Raw genomic sequence first — 15,946 nt, forward strand, 5'->3', positions numbered from 1 at the left:
GAGACATGGCTGATCTGAAACTGACGGATGTCGCAAAGACATATGGGGGCACTGTGGATGTCCTCAAACATATCAATCTGGACATCAAGAAGGGCGAATTGATTGTGTTCGTTGGCCCGTCCGGTTGCGGCAAGTCCACGCTGCTGCGCATGATCGCCGGCCTTGAAAAGATCACGGGCGGCGAGTTGCAGATCGACGGGCAGGTTGTGAATGATGTCCCACCCGCGCAACGTGGTATCGCGATGGTGTTCCAGTCCTACGCCCTTTATCCGCACATGACCGTGCGTGAAAACATGTCATTTGCCCTCAAACTGGCCAAGAAATCCCCTGCCGAGATTGAAGAGGCCGTAAACCGGGCTGCCAAGATTTTGCAACTGGATGAATATCTGGACCGTTTGCCCAAAGCCCTGTCAGGCGGGCAGCGCCAGCGTGTGGCCATCGGTCGGTCGATCGTGCGCGATCCCAAGGTCTATTTGTTTGATGAACCCCTGTCCAACCTTGATGCCGCCTTACGGGTGGCCACGCGGATCGAAATTGCTCAACTCAAGGAATCGATGCCCGACAGCACAATGATCTATGTGACACACGATCAGGTCGAAGCCATGACGCTGGCCACCCGGATTGTTGTTTTGGCGAACAAAGGCATTGCACAGGTCGGCACGCCGCTTGAACTTTACGAGCGCCCGGAAAACGAGTTTGTGGCCCAGTTCATCGGATCGCCCGCGATGAACCTGCTTTCCGGTGAGATCGTCGAAACCGGCGACATGACCACAGTCAAGCTGGATGGCGGCGGTACGGCTGTGTCATCTGTTCCAACGCAAGTGGCCGACAAGGGGCTCAAGGTCAACGTCGGCGTGCGCCCCGAAGATCTGGTCACTGCCGATGGCGCGTATCTGTACGAGGGGACTGTCAATATCACCGAGGCCCTTGGCGAAGTAACCTTGCTGTATTTTGACCGGGTTGGCGACAATGACGCAGTCATCGGCAAACTGCCCGGCATCCACAACGATCTGCGCAGGCAGAAGGTGCGGTTGAACGCCGCGCCCGAAAAGGTGCAGATTTTCCACAATGGGCAGTCGCTATATTACCGCTAATGCGCTTCCTGAAGTCAGGTCGCCGCGCTGAACGCGTCAGAGTTTTCTGATTTTCAGAGTGGCGATCCGGTTTTCTTCCTTGCTGACGACTTCGAAACGGAAGCCGTGGAATGAAAACACCTGCCCCACAACGGGGATCATCTGTGCTTCGTGAATGACGAGTCCGGCGATTGTGTTGGCTTCATCGTCGGGCAGGTTCCAGTCGTGGGCGCGGTTCAGATCGCGGATCGTCATGCCGCCATCGACCATATAGGCACCGTCGTCGGTCGGTGCGATCTGGTCGCTTTCATCCTCGTCGAATTCGTCTGCAATTTCGCCGACGATCTCCTCAAGGATATCTTCCAGCGTAATCAGCCCTTCAAGCCCGCCATATTCGTCAACCACCAAGGCAAAATGGGTCTTGCGCTTGAGAAAGTTGCGCATCTGGTCGTCAAGTGTCGTGGTTTCGGGCACAAAGTACGGCTCCATCGCGACTTTCATCACGTCAAATTCGGCGAGCCCCTGTGCGTTGCCGCTGGTAAGCAGGTTATGCATCGCGCGCAGCAGGTCTTTGGAATGGACGACCCCGACGATATTTTCAGGATCGTCGCGGAACAGGGGAAGGCGGGTGAACTGGCTGGTCAGGATTTGGGCCAGAATATCATCGGCCGGAGAGTTCGCGTCGACCATTTCAATGCCAGAGCGGTGCAGCATGACCTCTTCCACGGTGCGGTCATTGAGGTCGAGCGCGCCCAGAATACGGTCGCGATCCTCTTTTTCCACGATCCCCTCAGAGTGGCCAAGCGACAGGGCGCCTGCAATTTCTTCGCGCACGGCAAGGATGTGGCTGTCGGGGTCGGTGCGCACGCCGAACACAAACAGAACGCCGCGCACCAGATAGCGCACGGCTGTTACCATTGGCGAAAACACCAGCACGACAAGGCTAATGATACCAGCGACCCGTGCCGCGACGGACTCCGGATAGGTGATGGCAAATGTTTTCGGCAGCACTTCGGCAAAGATCAGCACAAGCAACGTCATGATCAGCGTCGCGGCGGCCACCCCGTTTTGCCCGAAGGCCTGCGTTAGAACAGCGGTCGCCAGCGATGTGGCCAGAATATTGACAACGTTGTTGCCCAGCAGCACCGAGCCGATCAGCCGCTCGTTGTCTTCGGTGATCTTGAGCGCCTTTTCGGCCCCTTTTGATCCTTTGTCAGCAGCGGCCCGCAGTTTGCCACGCGATGCGGCTGTCAGGGCGGTTTCAGACCCCGAAAAGAAGCCCGACAGGACTAATAGGACAAGTATCGCCCCGGCGGTGATCCAGAAGGCAGCGTCAAAAACTGTGGTTTCCATTTCAGGCTTTCAAATCATACGCTGCTGTTATGGGGATTGCGCGGGGTTGCTTCAAGGTTTTGCAAGCGGATGGTGTTCAAGTACCAATTCTTTGAGCCGTTCATCAAGCACATGCGTGTAGATTTCCGTGGTCGCCACATCTGCGTGTCCCAGCATCATCTGGATCGCGCGTAAATCGGCACCACCCGCCAAAAGATGCGTGGCGAAGGCGTGGCGCAACGTGTGGGGCGTCACTTTGGCGGGTGAGACGCCGCCGCGCACCGCAAATTCCTTGATCAACAGAAAGAACCGCTGCCGCGTCATATGGCCCGCAGCACCGCGGGACGGATACAGGAATTTCGAAACCGGCTTGCCCTGTTGTGCCACCAGTTCCTGGGTCGCGTCCCATTCGGTCAAATAGGCGGCCATGGCTTCGCGGGCAGGGGGCGACAGCGGAACAAGCCGTTCCTTACCGCCCTTGCCATTGACCAGCAACATGCGCGGGTCACCCCGCGCAGCAGTGACGGGCAGGCTGACCAATTCAGACACTCGCATGCCTGTCGCATAAAGAAGTTCCATCAAACATGTGTTTCGCAAGCTGTCGCGCGGGCTGCTGCGTGCCGCTGCAAGCAATTGATCGACCTCTGCGATCTCAAGCGTTTTGGGAAGCTGTTTGGATTTGCCGGGGCCGCTGATCTGGATAGCGGGATTTTCATTGCGCCAGCCTTCGTCAAAGGCAAAGCGATACAGTTGCTTGATCGCGGAAAGGCGGCGGGCACGGGTGGATTTTGCCAGCCCCGCGCTTTCGCAGTCGATCATGTAGCCTTCGATATTGTCCCGCGTGGCCGTTGAAAAATGCAGCGATTTTTCAGCCAGCCATTCAGCGAAGCCCTGCAAATCCCGGGCATAGGCCAATTGCGTATTGGTGGCAGCGTCAAGTTCGGCAGCCTGCGCTTCCAGAAACACCTGCACCCACCGCGCCATGGGCAACCCCGGATCGCTCACGCGGAACGCTCCAGAATAAGCAATTGCAGGGCGGTGCGCCGTGCAAGGTCTTCGAGCCCGACCGAACGGAAGAGGGCCAGTGCATCGGTGACAGAGCGCACATCGCCAGCAAGACCTTCATGAAAAATAGCCATGCCACGCAGCAGCGCCTCACCCAGTTTACCTTGGGCAACAAGGTTCAAGAGCACCTGCGGCGGCGGCGCACCGTTGAATGCCGCCTGAATGCCGATGCGCAAGGGGTCTGTTGTGCGGACCTCTTGTGGCGCGCCACGCGCAAGCGCGATCATAAAGGGATCTTTGCCGGTCTTGGCGCCGCTTCGGGCGACCAGCTCATAGTTTTGCGACAACAGGCCTATTTCAAATGCGATATCGTCAGTTTGACCCTGTAGCGGAAGCTCTTGCAGGTCTGCCGCATAGAGCTTTGCAAAAAGCACTTCTGCCTGCGCCGATTTGACGGCTTCCCATGCGGCGGGCAACGTGGATGCGATTTGATCTATTTCGTTTGATTTCAGGGCGGTATCAAATTTTTGCATCGCTTCTGCCCGGTCCCAGACGCCACCCGATGCGGCGGGCGTGCGTGCGGTATAGACATCTTGCATGACATTTTCCGACACAGCGCCGTGTCTGGCCAGCCGCTCAACCGCGCCAAGCTGGCTTTTCCACGCAGTTGTCGTGCGCAGATCAGCATGCGCAAAAGCCAGCGGCAGGTTTGCGGTGATGAGCGGTTCGCCAATGGCTTCGTGCATCCGAAAAACCAGCGGGCTGACTCGTTCCGGCCGGGGCAGCGGTGGTTCCCCTTCATAAAGTTCCGTGTCCAGAAAGCGCGACAGCAGCGCCTCTTCCGCGGGACTGATATCGCCCAGCACCCGGTTGGTGTTCAGGGTCAAGGCGGCTGCGTTCCAATCGCCGTTGCGGGCAAGGCAGAAAATGCGTGCAGACGCCGTGGGGGCCACAGACGGGGCACTGCGCAGCGCATTGCAGGCCTGATCTTCGGTGCCGTTCAACAAGGCCACATCAAACCAGCGGCGAAACAGGGCGGGCGTATCAGGGTTTGCTTCCTCGATCAGGGATTTTGCCGGTTCCAGCGCGCCCAGATCCAGCAGCTTGTCGATGCGGGCCAGAAACAATGCGCCTTCCGGTCCGGCGCCACGCGGCGGGTCTGCCTCGGCCAACATCATCACGCGCAGAAAGTCCTGAAGCGCGGGCAGTGTTTCAACCCGCTCGGCCCTCACCAGCGCCACCAGCGTGTCTTCATCGCTATTGGACCAGATTGTCGGGGGCAGACCGGTGACATGACTTGGCAGCAGACCAATTCTATCTTTGGACGGGCGATCAAGCGGCGTCACGGTCACTTCTGGTATTGTGATGCGATCGGCCACTGGCGGCTCTGCAATGGCGGCGGGTTCGATACTGCGTGACAGCCACTCGATTGCGGACAAGGGGCTGCCGTCCTCTTGCCCGATCGTTGCATTGGCGAGAACGCAAAACAGGCCGGTCAGCGACCAGACGTTAGTTCGTTTCCAATGTAACAGGGCTTGTAACCTCTTGAGTTGGGGCAGCAAAATCAGCAGGAAAAAAGACGGGACCGATATACGCGTAGGCTATAAAGCCGAGCGTGGCGATTAGCAGTAAATAGATCAAAACCTTTGTCAGTCGCCACATATCGCGTACCTCACCTTAGTTATTTCTGCCTCGGGTGGTGGTCTCAATGCCACCTTTATCGACGTTTATATATGGTCTTTCGTGCAAGATCACGGCATTCATTCATTAAATTTCATCAACGGCCGGTGCGGCGGACAAAGGGACAGCTTCCAGATGTCAGAACAACCTGAATATCAGCTCAAGCGGACGGTTGTGCTTGTGGGGATGATGGGGTCGGGAAAAACCGCGATTGGCCGCGCAGTTGCGTCACGGCTTGGGGTGCAGTTTGTCGATAGTGATGGCGCCATCGAAGAGGCTGCAGCACTGAGCATCGCGGAGATTTTTGAACGCGATGGCGAGGCATTCTTTCGCAAACGCGAGACGGAGGTGCTGCGCCGATTGCTGTCTGGCAAGCCGGGGATTGTATCCACTGGTGGCGGGGCATTCATGTCGGCTGAAAACCGCGAGGCGATTGCGCAAATGGGAATAGCGCTGTGGCTCGACGCCGACCTTTCGACCCTATGGGACAGGGTGCGGCACAAGGACACCCGCCCGCTTTTGCGCACCGAAAACCCGCGGCAAACGCTGGCCGGGATATTCGGGGAACGTCGCCCGGTCTACGCAATGGCCGGGTTGCGATTGCCGATCCGGCGCGATGCATCCATTGAAGAAACGACTCAAGGGGTGATCGACCTGCTCGCGTCCGCCCCCGACCTATTGGAGACGACCTGAATGACCGCGACAAAAGTGCGCGTCGATCTGAGTGATCGGGCCTATGATATTCACATTGGCACTGGCCTGCTGGGGCAGGCGGGGGCGTTTTGCAGGGGACTTGGACGCCGCAAGCATATTTGCATTGTGACTGATCAAACCGTGGCTGGGCTGCATCTGGCGACCTTGCAGGCGGGATTGGCCGATGCCGGTCTGACGTCGGAGGCGCTCGCTTTGCCTGCTGGCGAGGCCACGAAATGCTGGGCGCAGCTCGAACGTACCGTTGAATGGCTTTTGGCGCAGAAAGTCGAACGTGACGATGTCATCATTGCCTTTGGCGGGGGTGTCATTGGTGATCTGGCGGGCTTTGCGGCGGCGATCATGCGCCGTGGGGTCAGTTTCGTACAGATTCCAACGACATTGCTGGCACAGGTTGACAGTTCGGTCGGCGGCAAGACAGGGATCAACTCGCCACACGGCAAGAACCTGATCGGGGCGTTCCACCAACCGCGTCTGGTGCTTGCCGATACTGACCTGCTTGGCACATTGCCCGCCCGTGATTTTCTGGCGGGCTATGGTGAGGTCGTCAAATACGGCTTGCTCGGGGATGCAGGGTTTTTCGCATGGCTCGAAGAACAGGGGCCCGCAATGGCACGCGGCGATATGGCGGCGCGCATTCAGGCTGTCAAACGATCCTGTGAGATGAAAGCAGACATCGTCGAGCGGGACGAGACCGAAAAGGGCGACAGGGCACTTTTGAACCTTGGGCATACGTTCGGTCATGCGCTTGAGGCCGCGACCGGCTATTCCGACAGACTGCTGCATGGCGAAGGGGTTGCGATTGGATGTGCGCTGGCGTTTGAACTTTCTGCGCGACTGGGGCTTTGCAGCCAAGAGGATCCAAGCCGTGTCCGCGCGCATCTTAAGAGCATGGGCTTGAAGGTTGATATCGCGGACATTCCCGGAGATTTGCCTGACGCGCAGGGGATTTTGGCGCTGATGGGGCAGGACAAGAAGGTGCTGGATGGGCAGTTGCGCTTTGTTCTGGCGCGTGGAATAGGCGCCACCTTTGTGTCATCTGACGTACCACAAGAAACTGTTTTGCAGGTTCTGTCGGATGCGTTGGAGGTACAGAAAATACTGACTTAACACTGTCCCACGAGGGCGGCGTGGCGTTTTCTTGGCAGAACAGTTTGTTTGTTCCTACTTAAGTCGATTTTAATTTCCGGACCCTATGAGACTTCTAGTTGTCATGCGACCTAGAGGCAAAGTGTCATGTTCAGTTCGATCAAGATTTCAAAGAAACTACCGATTGTCATTGCACTGCTTTGCGTCGTTGTTTCGGCCACCGTGGGCTTTCTGAGCTACCAGAAGTTTCAGCAAAGCATTCTGGATGTGCAACAAAACACCCTCAGCATTCTAACGGACGAACGGCGCCGCGCGCTGGAAACATGGTCAGGGTCGGTAATGGAAGATATCAGACAGTTTGGCATAGACCCCACGGTCGTCGCTGCTTCAAAGGCTTTCAATATTTCATTCGCTCTCTTGGCGGATGATCCCAAGGCAGAACGTCAGCGCGCCTACATCACGGATAATCCGTTCCCAGAGGGCGAAAAGGATATGTTGGACCGCGCCGAAGAAAGCGTGCCTTACAACTTTCAGCACGCGACCTATCATCCGCATTTTAGGCACATCAAGGACTATGCCGGGTACCATGATATCTTCATTTTCAACAATGAAGGTGATCTTATCTATTCGGTCTATAAAGAGGCTGATTTTGCGACAAATTTGATCGATGGTGAATTTGCTGGTTCAGGACTTGGGGAAGCGTTTCGGGCCGCAAATGGCGCAGACCGTCAATCCCTTCATTTCGTCGATTTCTTGCCCTACGGTCCCAGTGCAGATGCACCCGCAGCTTTTATTGCAACACCGATTATCGACGAAAGTGATGCGCAAATCGGTGTTTTCGCCATCCAGGTGCCATCGGAACTGATTTCTCAGGTCCTCAACAACCCGACTGGAATGGGGGAACTGGGTGAAATGTATGCCGTTGGTCCGGATTTTTCCAAAAGAAGCGACGCACGCTACGACAACACATTCTCGATTCTCGATCCTACGAAAAAAACGGAGCATGTCATTGCGGCATTGTCCGGCGAAACGCTGTTTTTCTCACGTGCTGATGGGGTACATGGGGTGCCTGTGATCGCCGAAACCGCACCACTAAATGTGTTTGGGCAGGATTGGGGTCTGATCGCGGAACTGGATCTTGCCGAAGTCATGACGCCAGTGGTGGGTGTCCGCAATATCGTACTGCTGGTGACAAGTCTTGGGGCCCTACTCGCAGTAGGGCTTGGGGTGATGACCGCTAGAACCGTAACGGTGCCTTTGGTCCGCTTGGGGGACGGCATGGAGGCGGTTTCCAATCAACGTTTTGATCATGAAATCGCGGATACTGGTCGGCAGGACGAAATTGGCAGTCTTGCTCGGATATTGGTTGCGTTTCGTGATGGCTTGCGCGACGCCCAACATGCTGAAGAAGAGCGCAAATCACTCCAGGCTGAACAGCAGACTGTTGTGGAGCGGTTGAGCGTTGCCCTCGGAAAACTGGCGGATGGTGATTTGACAACCAAGATCAACACCGAATTCAAAGGTGACTATGACCAACTTCGCCGCGACTACAATCGAACAATTGAAAACCTGAACAAGACAATGGGTGGCGTCGTCGACCGAACAGGCCAAATACGCGAGTCGTTGCAAGGCATGACCCAGTCCTCTGATGACCTGTTGCGGCGCACTGAAACGCAAGCCGCAACTCTGGAACAGACGGCTGCCGCATTGGACGAAATGACGGCAAGTGTGCGTTCCGCGGCCGCTGGAGCCAAAGAAGTCGAGCAGATCGTGTCGGACGCCCGACACGACGCTGATGAAAGCGGCATTGTCGTGGGGAACGCTGTAAAAGCCATGACGGAAATTGAAAAATCTTCCGATGAGATTACAAAGATTATCGGAGTGATTGACGATATCTCCTTCCAAACCAACCTGTTGGCGCTTAATGCTGGTGTTGAGGCTGCGCGCGCGGGCGAAGCCGGTCGAGGTTTTGCTGTCGTCGCGTCTGAAGTGCGCGCCTTGGCACAGCGGTCGTCAGACGCGGCGCGACAGATCAAGGATTTGATCGGCGGCAGCTCCGCGCAGGTGCAAAAAGGCGTCACGCTTGTCGGTCAGACTGGGGATTCGCTGAACAAGATCGTGGAACGGGTTGCGCACATTTCTGAACTCATGAGTGAGATTTCGACCAGCGCGCAAGAACAATCAACCGGGCTAGGCGAAATCAACATTGGCGTGACTCAACTGGATCAGGTCACACAACAGAATGCAGTGATGGTTGATGAGGCAACTGCACGCAGCCACTCACTGAATGAAGAAGCGCAGACACTTGCTGATCTGGTTGCCCAATTCCGCCTTATGAGTGCGGGGGCTCGCATGTCACGAGCTGCGCCCATTGCGAAAACGAAGGAAAAGCCGATACAACTCACGCGGCCTTCAAGGCCAAACAAAGAAACTGATCGCCAGTCAGTGCCGCCCTCGCCAGCTTCAACTGGCCCCATGCCTCTACAAAGCACCGGTACCGATAATGACGTCGGTTGGGAAGAGTTCTGAAGAAGAGTGTAGAGACTTCAAAACGTTCGCCAAGAATTGGTCTAAGATTAGTTCAAGGAAGCGCAATGGAAAGGACATCCATAACGTTCGGTTTCACGCTTTGAACGTGACCCAGCCCCCTGAAATCAGGCCACTGAGTCGCTAGTAATCCGTCTAAGCAAAGGATTTACTATGAAACTCAGATTTACAGATGAACAGATCATTGGGATTATCAGGGAATGTGAGGCTGAAGTGAAAGCGCATGAGATGTGTCGAAAGTACGGGATCGGCGATGCGACGTTTTCTAAATATAAGGCCAAGTTTGCCGGCATGAACGTGTCAGATGCAAAGAAGCTGCGCGCTCACGAGGATGAGAACAACCGGCTGAAGCGTATGCTGGCGGATGCGATCTTGGACAACGCCGCGCTTATGAATCTCGCCACAAGAAATTATAAACGCCTGATGTAAGGCGCAAGGCAGTGTCGGACATGATGGATCGGTACGGCTTGTCTGAGTGTCGGGCGTGTGAATTTGCGGACCTGCACAGGTCAGTCTTTCAGTATCAAAAGTGAGATCAGGGTGGTGAATGGTTCTTTCGTTTCTTCATTCTGGATCACTTCTTTCGACATGCGATCCACCTTAACGACTGTTCCGAATTTCCGAGACCACCTCTGGGCAAGGCGACTGATCAAAGTGCTAACTGAAAATTGGTGTTAAAACAGAGCTTTAACCGCCGGATAAACTACTTTGGCCCTAGATGGCCCCCGAAGCTCTACCCATGACTTGGGCATGGTGCCATCAAATCTTCTATCTTGTTGATGTAGGGTGGATTTAATGGCTCCGACGGTAGGACTGTAGGAATTTCAGTATTGTAATTATAACAGATACTTAATTGAATTTTGGCTTAGTTCTGTGTACCATATAAGGTGTATTTTGTGTACCTTATTTAATGCGTCGTTTGCTGTATTTGGTGCTGAGACCGCAGTTAGAGACAGCACATGTCCAAGAGAACGTCACGGCGCGACTGCTAGGGCAAATGCCCTTTCTGGACCGTTGGTTGTCGTTCACTGATCAAGGTTGTTCCCGAAGGCTACTCTGGCAATCGTCAGGCGACTGATTACCCGCTTTGCTTGTTCAGTCGGTCCATACTTTTCAACATATTCGAGCAAGGCAGTCTCCAAGTCGATTATGCACTGCTGCGTCATTTTCTCTCTCATTTCATTTCTCCTTCGGCTTGAAGCCAGCTTAGCTTCGAGAAAGTTAACAAATCGCTAACGCTGCGACACCCGGATTGAGATGCGAGACAAGGCTCTTCTTTGGATCGCAACCGAAAGTTGGTGCCGGGCTTCCGAAATTTGTGGGTTCCGCGTGAAAGACTTGCAGAGGCAGGATGATGGTAGCAGCCTGCTTTTTGTATCTCGCTCCAAGACAAATCAAAATGGTCAGGCTGCTTAAGCGGGCTGCTAGCGTAACAAGAGAAGGCAATGCGCCACGGCAGCAATGGGCCGAAAGTGAGCGCTTCCGACCCATGCTGGTGCGTCTAGCAGGTCACCAATCGGTTCTCGAGCGCCAGAATCTTACCCTTTGAGGCTGCAATATTGCCTTCGTTATCGCCGCCGGTCACGCTTCCCATCGGAACACCAATCAAAAACACGCCGAATGCATCGTTGTTTGCTGCTGTGGTTTGCGCAGCTGACAGAGTGGCAAGCGTCGACCTTTCGGTGTTCAACATTGTGCGAGCCTGATTGCAGGACAAGCTGCTGAACGCATCTCCCATTGCTACTGGAGCAATTGCATCAGGGTCGTTTGGCGCAAGCTGATACAGCAACAGCGACAGACAGCAGTAATACGGTTTTCTTCATGAAATCCACCTAAGTTAGAATCGCCCCCACGATGAGACTGTTAAAACGTGTGCTGGCGGTCTTAGTCAACGGGAAAGAAGAAGGCCATGAAATCAACAACATATAGTCAGAATTCAACCGCGAAATCTGATCCGATCAGAGTCCTTTGGGTAAAGAATTTGTCTACTCTATTCCACAACCATCAGCGTAACGGACGCTTTCAAATAGTTGGAAAAGATTCAAGCTCCCAGAAAGCACCGATGATCCTTGTTTCCGTTGGCCCTGTAATGAGAGAAGGCGAGGCTCAATTTCAGCTTAGGGGAAGCTGCACCTCGGCAAAAAGCGAACTTGGGCCAAGGTCCGGTATGGGCCGTTCGCTACGGTTTTGGTTTTTTACTTAATGACCGCAAAAGTCCGCATAGTAGTCAATGGTGATTGTTGCGGCGAATATCCGCTTTGAAGGTTCATAACCTATGCCGATCTAGGAAACTCAGGGCCTGTTGCTCTTTCTATACGCCAAGACATATCCCGCTTGTTACCACACCTCTTGCAGACAAACTCTTTCGCTATGACTTCTATCGGTTGGTACTCATGGAAACGCTCGTAGAGGATGTGTGTAGCCACCCAATAGCCTTTGTGACACGCAGGACAGGTGACAACCAAAACATCACGTGCAGTCAGGTGGTGGACCCTAACGGCGAACTTCAAACCTAAGGTGACAGGTGCATAGGGCATCCCGCATTCATACAGCAATGTTCTTGTATTGTTCCAGTGCAACCTGACCAGATAAGCTCAGAGCTAATACTTTTGCTTGCCAGGGATCACGCCCCGAACGCCTCCCTTTGGGTCAGCCGCATCACCATCTCGCCGTGGAATTAAGTGGACGTGAACGTGGAAGACTGTCTGACCTGCTGAGACTCCTGCGTTGATCCCCACATTGAAGCCCGTCACTTTTGGGTCTTGGTCCAGTATCCTTTGGCGTTGGACGTGTAGCATAGTTTCAATGGCATTTCGCTCGGGCTGATAGAGGTCGAAGTAGTCAGCAACGTGCCGCTTGGGGATGATTAGCGTATGGTGTTGGGTGACTGGAAAGCCATCCTCAATAGCAATGCACAACTCATTCTCAGCTATGATGCGCCCAGCGCCTAACTCACAGAAAATACAGTCTACCTCTCGGTCACTGTAGGTCTCAGCTACGCCTCGGAAGTCAGTATCGTCTGTGTCCCGCTTGTTAGCGTTACAGGTTGAACAGAGAGCCTGGAAGTTAAACAGATCATCAGCCCCACCTCTTGCCTTCGGGAGGATATGATCGACCTGTAGAGCAGCTTGCCCCTCCAGTCCGCCACACAGCTCACAGCGGTATTTGGCACGCTTTAGAACTTGATAGCGAATAGACCCCGGAAGGTATTCACGCCCAGCGCCCCTGTGGCTCCATATGGCGTCCCCTCTACTGTTGGTGAAGTCGTCCAGTCGTGAATCGCAGATAGTACTCAGAGATGCTCTCTCGGCCTCTGTGAGGCCCTCCTGATTGAGCCTGTATCCAGTGATTTTGGTGCCATCTTTAGTGGGGGTAACTACACCATTCTTGGTCAGGACTTGGCCCACCATCGTCTTTGTTCTGATGGAGTAATATTCCACTTGAGACTGGTCGTAACTGAGAAGCGCCTTGGCAATTTGCTCCACTGTTGCGTGACCACCATTCTCCAGCAAAACTTTGAGCATCACAGGCTGGTAGATATGCGACATTCGCATCCTGTTAATTATGAAGTCTTCAAGATCGAACTTGTTTTTAGGTTGTTCCATGTTGGGGCTAGCCTAACAGTAGTTGGCTTGAGGTAGACGTGACCTTGCACCAGCAGGCTCTAGAGACCGATAGCGTCCACCCGAGTACCGCCTACAATCCAAGGCATGACCATTCGAGATGACAACTGCGCCGATGTCATATTGCTGCCCATCCTCACTGATAAAGCACGTACCTACCCAGCGGTCATAAGTTCTGTCGCCATTCAGATCACATGTTACAGTCCGTCCACGCAGAAGCCGCTCCATGAAAGTCTTGGCCTCACGTCCGTAGCGATTGGAGGTCTCAGGCGCGTCTACACCATTCAGGCGAACGGGGGTTCCCGCAACGACAACCGTATCAGCATCACGGACGTAGGCAGTTCCACGGACTTCTTTAGCCTCAGCGGCAGATGTTGTTAGACATGTGGCTACAAGAGCGGTCGATAGAATTTGCTTCAACATTTTTAGTCTTTCATTCGTTGGTGGCCCCCCGTTTCGGGGATAGGTGCCGTCATGACTTAAAAGGCAAATTTCACTCTACGGTAATTTCAGTTGTCGCTAAGGTGCAGTCCCTTGAGGGTGATGTGGATACGATTTCAACTTGTTGTGTGTGGTTTAGCGTATGCTTACATGATGTAGCGCAGTGGTTAAACGGTTGTAGCTACGCCTAAAATCAGAAGGCGGCTGTATCTCTGGGTCAATCACTCAAGTCATAAATAAATAACTACAAAATAATAATCAGTACTCCTACAGACAGATACTTAAGTGGGTAGCTCATAAAATGTACAGATTCTCAAGGAAGGTTCTATTGGAAAAGTGTACATTATTGTAGTTAATCAAGATGAGTAAAATTCTTATGATAGGGCCGCAACCAGATTATTGTTCACCCAGCCATTTAAAGTACCCAGCTTTGCCTCTTCCTTTCTCGCCAGCTTGGAACTGATAACCCAACATGGCAAGGTCCCAATCGCCCTCAAGCTGACTTCGATAACGCCTTAGATCAAAGCCCAAAGCTTGTTCAATTTCTTTAACCGGGATGTCAGCTTTTGTGGTGCTATTTCTAATGTAGCTGAGAATACGAGCAATCCGGCCTGTAGGTTCATTAACCACTATTTCCTCATACTGTAACTGGTCTGTAGTACATCCTCGATATTGCGCTGCAAGGCTTTCAAATAGGTTAGGTTCAGTTAAGACATAAGCCGTCATTGGTGCTGCAACAGCATATTCGTCAATAGAGCGTACCTGCCCACGTCCGACTTGTTGCATCATGTTATCGATGAACTGAGCCTTTCTTATGCGACTGTAGTCACCAACAAGTGTTCCTGAATTGGCATCCTCTAAAGCTTCTTCGGTGATCTCTTTATCGGCAAGGGTATGGAACTTTTGCACATGGACACTCTGCGGTAGGTGGTTGTCCCAAAGATATACTACTGCTTCGCAATCCTTGAAGGCATTTGAGCCTACGGACCTTGCATGATGGGATATGTGTAATTGCTTTCCATGCTTTGTAGTTTTGATAGGATATTCAATCACACCAGTCTTCTGTTGGTCGAGATAACCTCTTAGACAGCCCTCAAGTATCTTTTTCGGCATCGTCATATAGATGGTCGGTTCTGATATCGTGGTTAACAACCAATCCACATAAGCTGTGACTTGATCCTTCTTAGAAGCACTAGACCATGTGTTATAGGAGCCTGCGATGTCTGGCCCGGCAAGTTGTACCAATCGCAAACGCTCATAACTCGGTGGCGTCCAATACTCTCTTGATCCTAGGTCTTGCTTAAAGGGACCAGCGATGTCGTAAACCATGCCGCCTGTCGCACTCAGTATGACAGTCTTTTCGATCCGTGGAATGCCCAGCACTGCTGCCGAGAATACAGGATCGTAACGTGTTTTGTCGCTGCTGCCTTTCGACAAAAATACCAGCCCCTGCAATAATGCTTCACAGAACCGCTGAACTGCAACAAGAACATCCATCGATGTAATGGTCTGGCTATGTTCTTGAAGATTGATCTTATTGATTGTCGCCGCCCACGGAAATTCCCTGTCGAGCAGAGGAGCGACGTACTTCTTACCACTTTCACGTAGCTGAACATCAAGTTCATTCGCAAAGTCTGACAGTTCAACAAATGCTTCAGGGTAGATATTGTTGCTGGTTGCCCAAGAGCGTGCCTCATCAAAGTGTTGCAGCTTTAGTGATGCCTCGCCAGTCGCGTAGATGGCTTCATCGACTACGAACAAATCCCTATCGTCCAGCCTGCCTTGATTATATTCGATAAATGAATGCGTGAGGACGATAATCCTTTTTGACAATTCAGCGCTCTTATCAGCGAAAGCGTCACTGTGGTAATAACCCACAATATCATCGCCAAGATGCTTAGCTAAGTTGGCATAGACAGTCTCAACAGCTTCTTTGTAGGGCGTGAGGAAGCAGAGGCGTTTATCCGGATACTGTTCTGCGAAATCCACGATCCCCCAGACAGCACCCGTGGTTTTCCCTGAGCCTGTGGGCATGGGAACATAGATAGGGCCAGTCTCAAGCCCGCAAGCCAAAGACGAGATAGCCCCAGCGGTGATGTGTGCAGAATGAACCTGCCAATCAGACAGGTACGATAAACCACCGTTCTCAGAACGCCTTTGCGCAACAGCTTTGGGGAATAGTCTGACTGCCACTCATTGTTCCAATCTTTCAGAGTTTGTCACAGCCAAGCACTGCCGGTGGAAAGCCTCAAGCCCTGTTTTCTATTTAGGCTGCCATTCACACCGAAGATTGTCGAGTGCGGCATTCCATCACCCATAAACACCTTGGGCTATTTCCGCTGTGGGTCAATTTTCGCTCTGAGGTGATGGCCATAGGAGTTGACCGAGATCAAAGAACATCACATCGACTTTGTTCTATTACTCACTCAGGGCAGCGGACGTTAT

General features: G+C 53.2%; 13 protein-coding genes. 5 read left to right on the top strand and 8 right to left on the bottom strand.

Features of this window, described 5'->3' with window-relative positions; genetic code table 11:
* The first annotated feature begins 5 nt into the window (after positions 1 to 5).
* Complete coding sequence (locus C8N45_RS04190) at positions 6 to 1,094, top strand: ABC transporter ATP-binding protein (protein WP_108384908.1); 1,089 nt, start codon at positions 6 to 8, stop codon at positions 1,092 to 1,094.
* A 36-nt stretch (positions 1,095 to 1,130) separates the two neighbouring features.
* On the opposite strand, the gene C8N45_RS04195 is transcribed toward C8N45_RS04190, so the two are convergent.
* Genes C8N45_RS04195 through C8N45_RS04205 form a run of 3 tightly spaced genes read right to left on the bottom strand, consistent with a single transcriptional unit; the run spans position 1,131 to position 4,849 of the window.
* Positions 1,131 to 2,426, bottom strand: a complete 1,296-nt coding sequence (locus C8N45_RS04195; protein ID WP_108384909.1) for an HlyC/CorC family transporter — start codon at positions 2,424 to 2,426, stop codon at positions 1,131 to 1,133.
* 51 nt (positions 2,427 to 2,477) lie between these two features.
* Complete coding sequence (locus C8N45_RS04200) at positions 2,478 to 3,389, bottom strand: site-specific tyrosine recombinase XerD (RefSeq protein WP_108384910.1); 912 nt, start codon at positions 3,387 to 3,389, stop codon at positions 2,478 to 2,480.
* A gap of 17 nt (positions 3,390 to 3,406) precedes the next feature.
* Positions 3,407 to 4,849: a hypothetical protein gene (locus tag C8N45_RS04205; protein ID WP_245882539.1), complete on the bottom strand. Its 1,443-nt coding sequence runs from the start codon at positions 4,847 to 4,849 to the stop codon at positions 3,407 to 3,409.
* 376 nt (positions 4,850 to 5,225) lie between these two features.
* Between C8N45_RS04205 and C8N45_RS04210 the strand changes: the two genes are divergently transcribed.
* The 4 genes from C8N45_RS04210 to C8N45_RS04225 all read left to right on the top strand — a co-directional run bounded on the left by C8N45_RS04210 (position 5,226) and on the right by C8N45_RS04225 (position 9,866).
* Entirely contained in the window at positions 5,226 to 5,783 is a 558-nt protein-coding gene (locus tag C8N45_RS04210; RefSeq protein WP_108384911.1) for a shikimate kinase, read from the top strand.
* Positions 5,784 to 6,911, top strand: coding sequence for a 3-dehydroquinate synthase (aroB, locus tag C8N45_RS04215; protein ID WP_108384912.1), 1,128 nt, complete (start codon positions 5,784 to 5,786; stop codon positions 6,909 to 6,911). It begins immediately after the preceding gene.
* 471 nt (positions 6,912 to 7,382) lie between these two features.
* A complete protein-coding gene (locus C8N45_RS04220; RefSeq protein WP_375342461.1) occupies positions 7,383 to 9,419 on the top strand; it encodes a methyl-accepting chemotaxis protein in 2,037 nt (678 codons plus the stop codon).
* Positions 9,420 to 9,590: 171 nt separating this feature from the next.
* Entirely contained in the window at positions 9,591 to 9,866 is a 276-nt protein-coding gene (locus C8N45_RS04225; protein ID WP_108384914.1) for a transposase, read from the top strand.
* 596 nt (positions 9,867 to 10,462) lie between these two features.
* Here C8N45_RS04225 and C8N45_RS23135 read toward each other — a convergent pair.
* The 5 genes from C8N45_RS23135 to C8N45_RS04245 all read right to left on the bottom strand — a co-directional run bounded on the left by C8N45_RS23135 (position 10,463) and on the right by C8N45_RS04245 (position 15,694).
* Positions 10,463 to 10,615, bottom strand: coding sequence for a hypothetical protein (locus C8N45_RS23135; RefSeq protein WP_168769395.1), 153 nt, complete (start codon positions 10,613 to 10,615; stop codon positions 10,463 to 10,465).
* Positions 10,616 to 10,938: 323 nt separating this feature from the next.
* Entirely contained in the window at positions 10,939 to 11,130 is a 192-nt protein-coding gene (locus tag C8N45_RS23395; RefSeq protein WP_211095451.1) for a hypothetical protein, read from the bottom strand.
* Positions 11,131 to 12,037: 907 nt separating this feature from the next.
* Entirely contained in the window at positions 12,038 to 13,042 is a 1,005-nt protein-coding gene (locus tag C8N45_RS04235) for an HIT family protein (RefSeq protein ID WP_211095444.1), read from the bottom strand.
* Positions 13,043 to 13,054: 12 nt separating this feature from the next.
* Complete coding sequence (locus C8N45_RS04240; protein WP_108384915.1) at positions 13,055 to 13,483, bottom strand: thermonuclease family protein; 429 nt, start codon at positions 13,481 to 13,483, stop codon at positions 13,055 to 13,057.
* A gap of 414 nt (positions 13,484 to 13,897) precedes the next feature.
* Positions 13,898 to 15,694, bottom strand: coding sequence for a DEAD/DEAH box helicase family protein (locus C8N45_RS04245; RefSeq protein ID WP_133175935.1), 1,797 nt, complete (start codon positions 15,692 to 15,694; stop codon positions 13,898 to 13,900).
* Positions 15,695 to 15,946: the final 252 nt, after the last annotated feature.

Origin of the sequence: Yoonia sediminilitoris (assembly GCF_003058085.1) — a bacterium.
Taxonomy (GTDB): Bacteria; Pseudomonadota; Alphaproteobacteria; order Rhodobacterales; family Rhodobacteraceae; genus Yoonia; species Yoonia sediminilitoris.

What these genes read in the sequence shown, in the direction of transcription:
- C8N45_RS04190 (WP_108384908.1), top strand. Translation starts at nt 6, where the DNA reads ATGGCTGATCTGAAACTGACGGATGTCGCAAAGACATATGGGGGCACT.
- C8N45_RS04195 (WP_108384909.1), bottom strand. Translation starts at nt 2,426, where the DNA reads ATGGAAACCACAGTTTTTGACGCTGCCTTCTGGATCACCGCCGGGGCG.
- C8N45_RS04200 (WP_108384910.1), bottom strand. Translation starts at nt 3,389, where the DNA reads ATGGCGCGGTGGGTGCAGGTGTTTCTGGAAGCGCAGGCTGCCGAACTT.
- C8N45_RS04210 (WP_108384911.1), top strand. Translation starts at nt 5,226, where the DNA reads ATGTCAGAACAACCTGAATATCAGCTCAAGCGGACGGTTGTGCTTGTG.
- aroB (WP_108384912.1), top strand. Translation starts at nt 5,784, where the DNA reads ATGACCGCGACAAAAGTGCGCGTCGATCTGAGTGATCGGGCCTATGAT.
- C8N45_RS04220 (WP_375342461.1), top strand. Translation starts at nt 7,383, where the DNA reads ATGTTGGACCGCGCCGAAGAAAGCGTGCCTTACAACTTTCAGCACGCG.
- C8N45_RS04225 (WP_108384914.1), top strand. Translation starts at nt 9,591, where the DNA reads ATGAAACTCAGATTTACAGATGAACAGATCATTGGGATTATCAGGGAA.
- C8N45_RS23135 (WP_168769395.1), bottom strand. Translation starts at nt 10,615, where the DNA reads ATGAGAGAGAAAATGACGCAGCAGTGCATAATCGACTTGGAGACTGCC.
- C8N45_RS23395 (WP_211095451.1), bottom strand. Translation starts at nt 11,130, where the DNA reads ATGTTGAACACCGAAAGGTCGACGCTTGCCACTCTGTCAGCTGCGCAA.
- C8N45_RS04235 (WP_211095444.1), bottom strand. Translation starts at nt 13,042, where the DNA reads ATGGAACAACCTAAAAACAAGTTCGATCTTGAAGACTTCATAATTAAC.
- C8N45_RS04240 (WP_108384915.1), bottom strand. Translation starts at nt 13,483, where the DNA reads ATGTTGAAGCAAATTCTATCGACCGCTCTTGTAGCCACATGTCTAACA.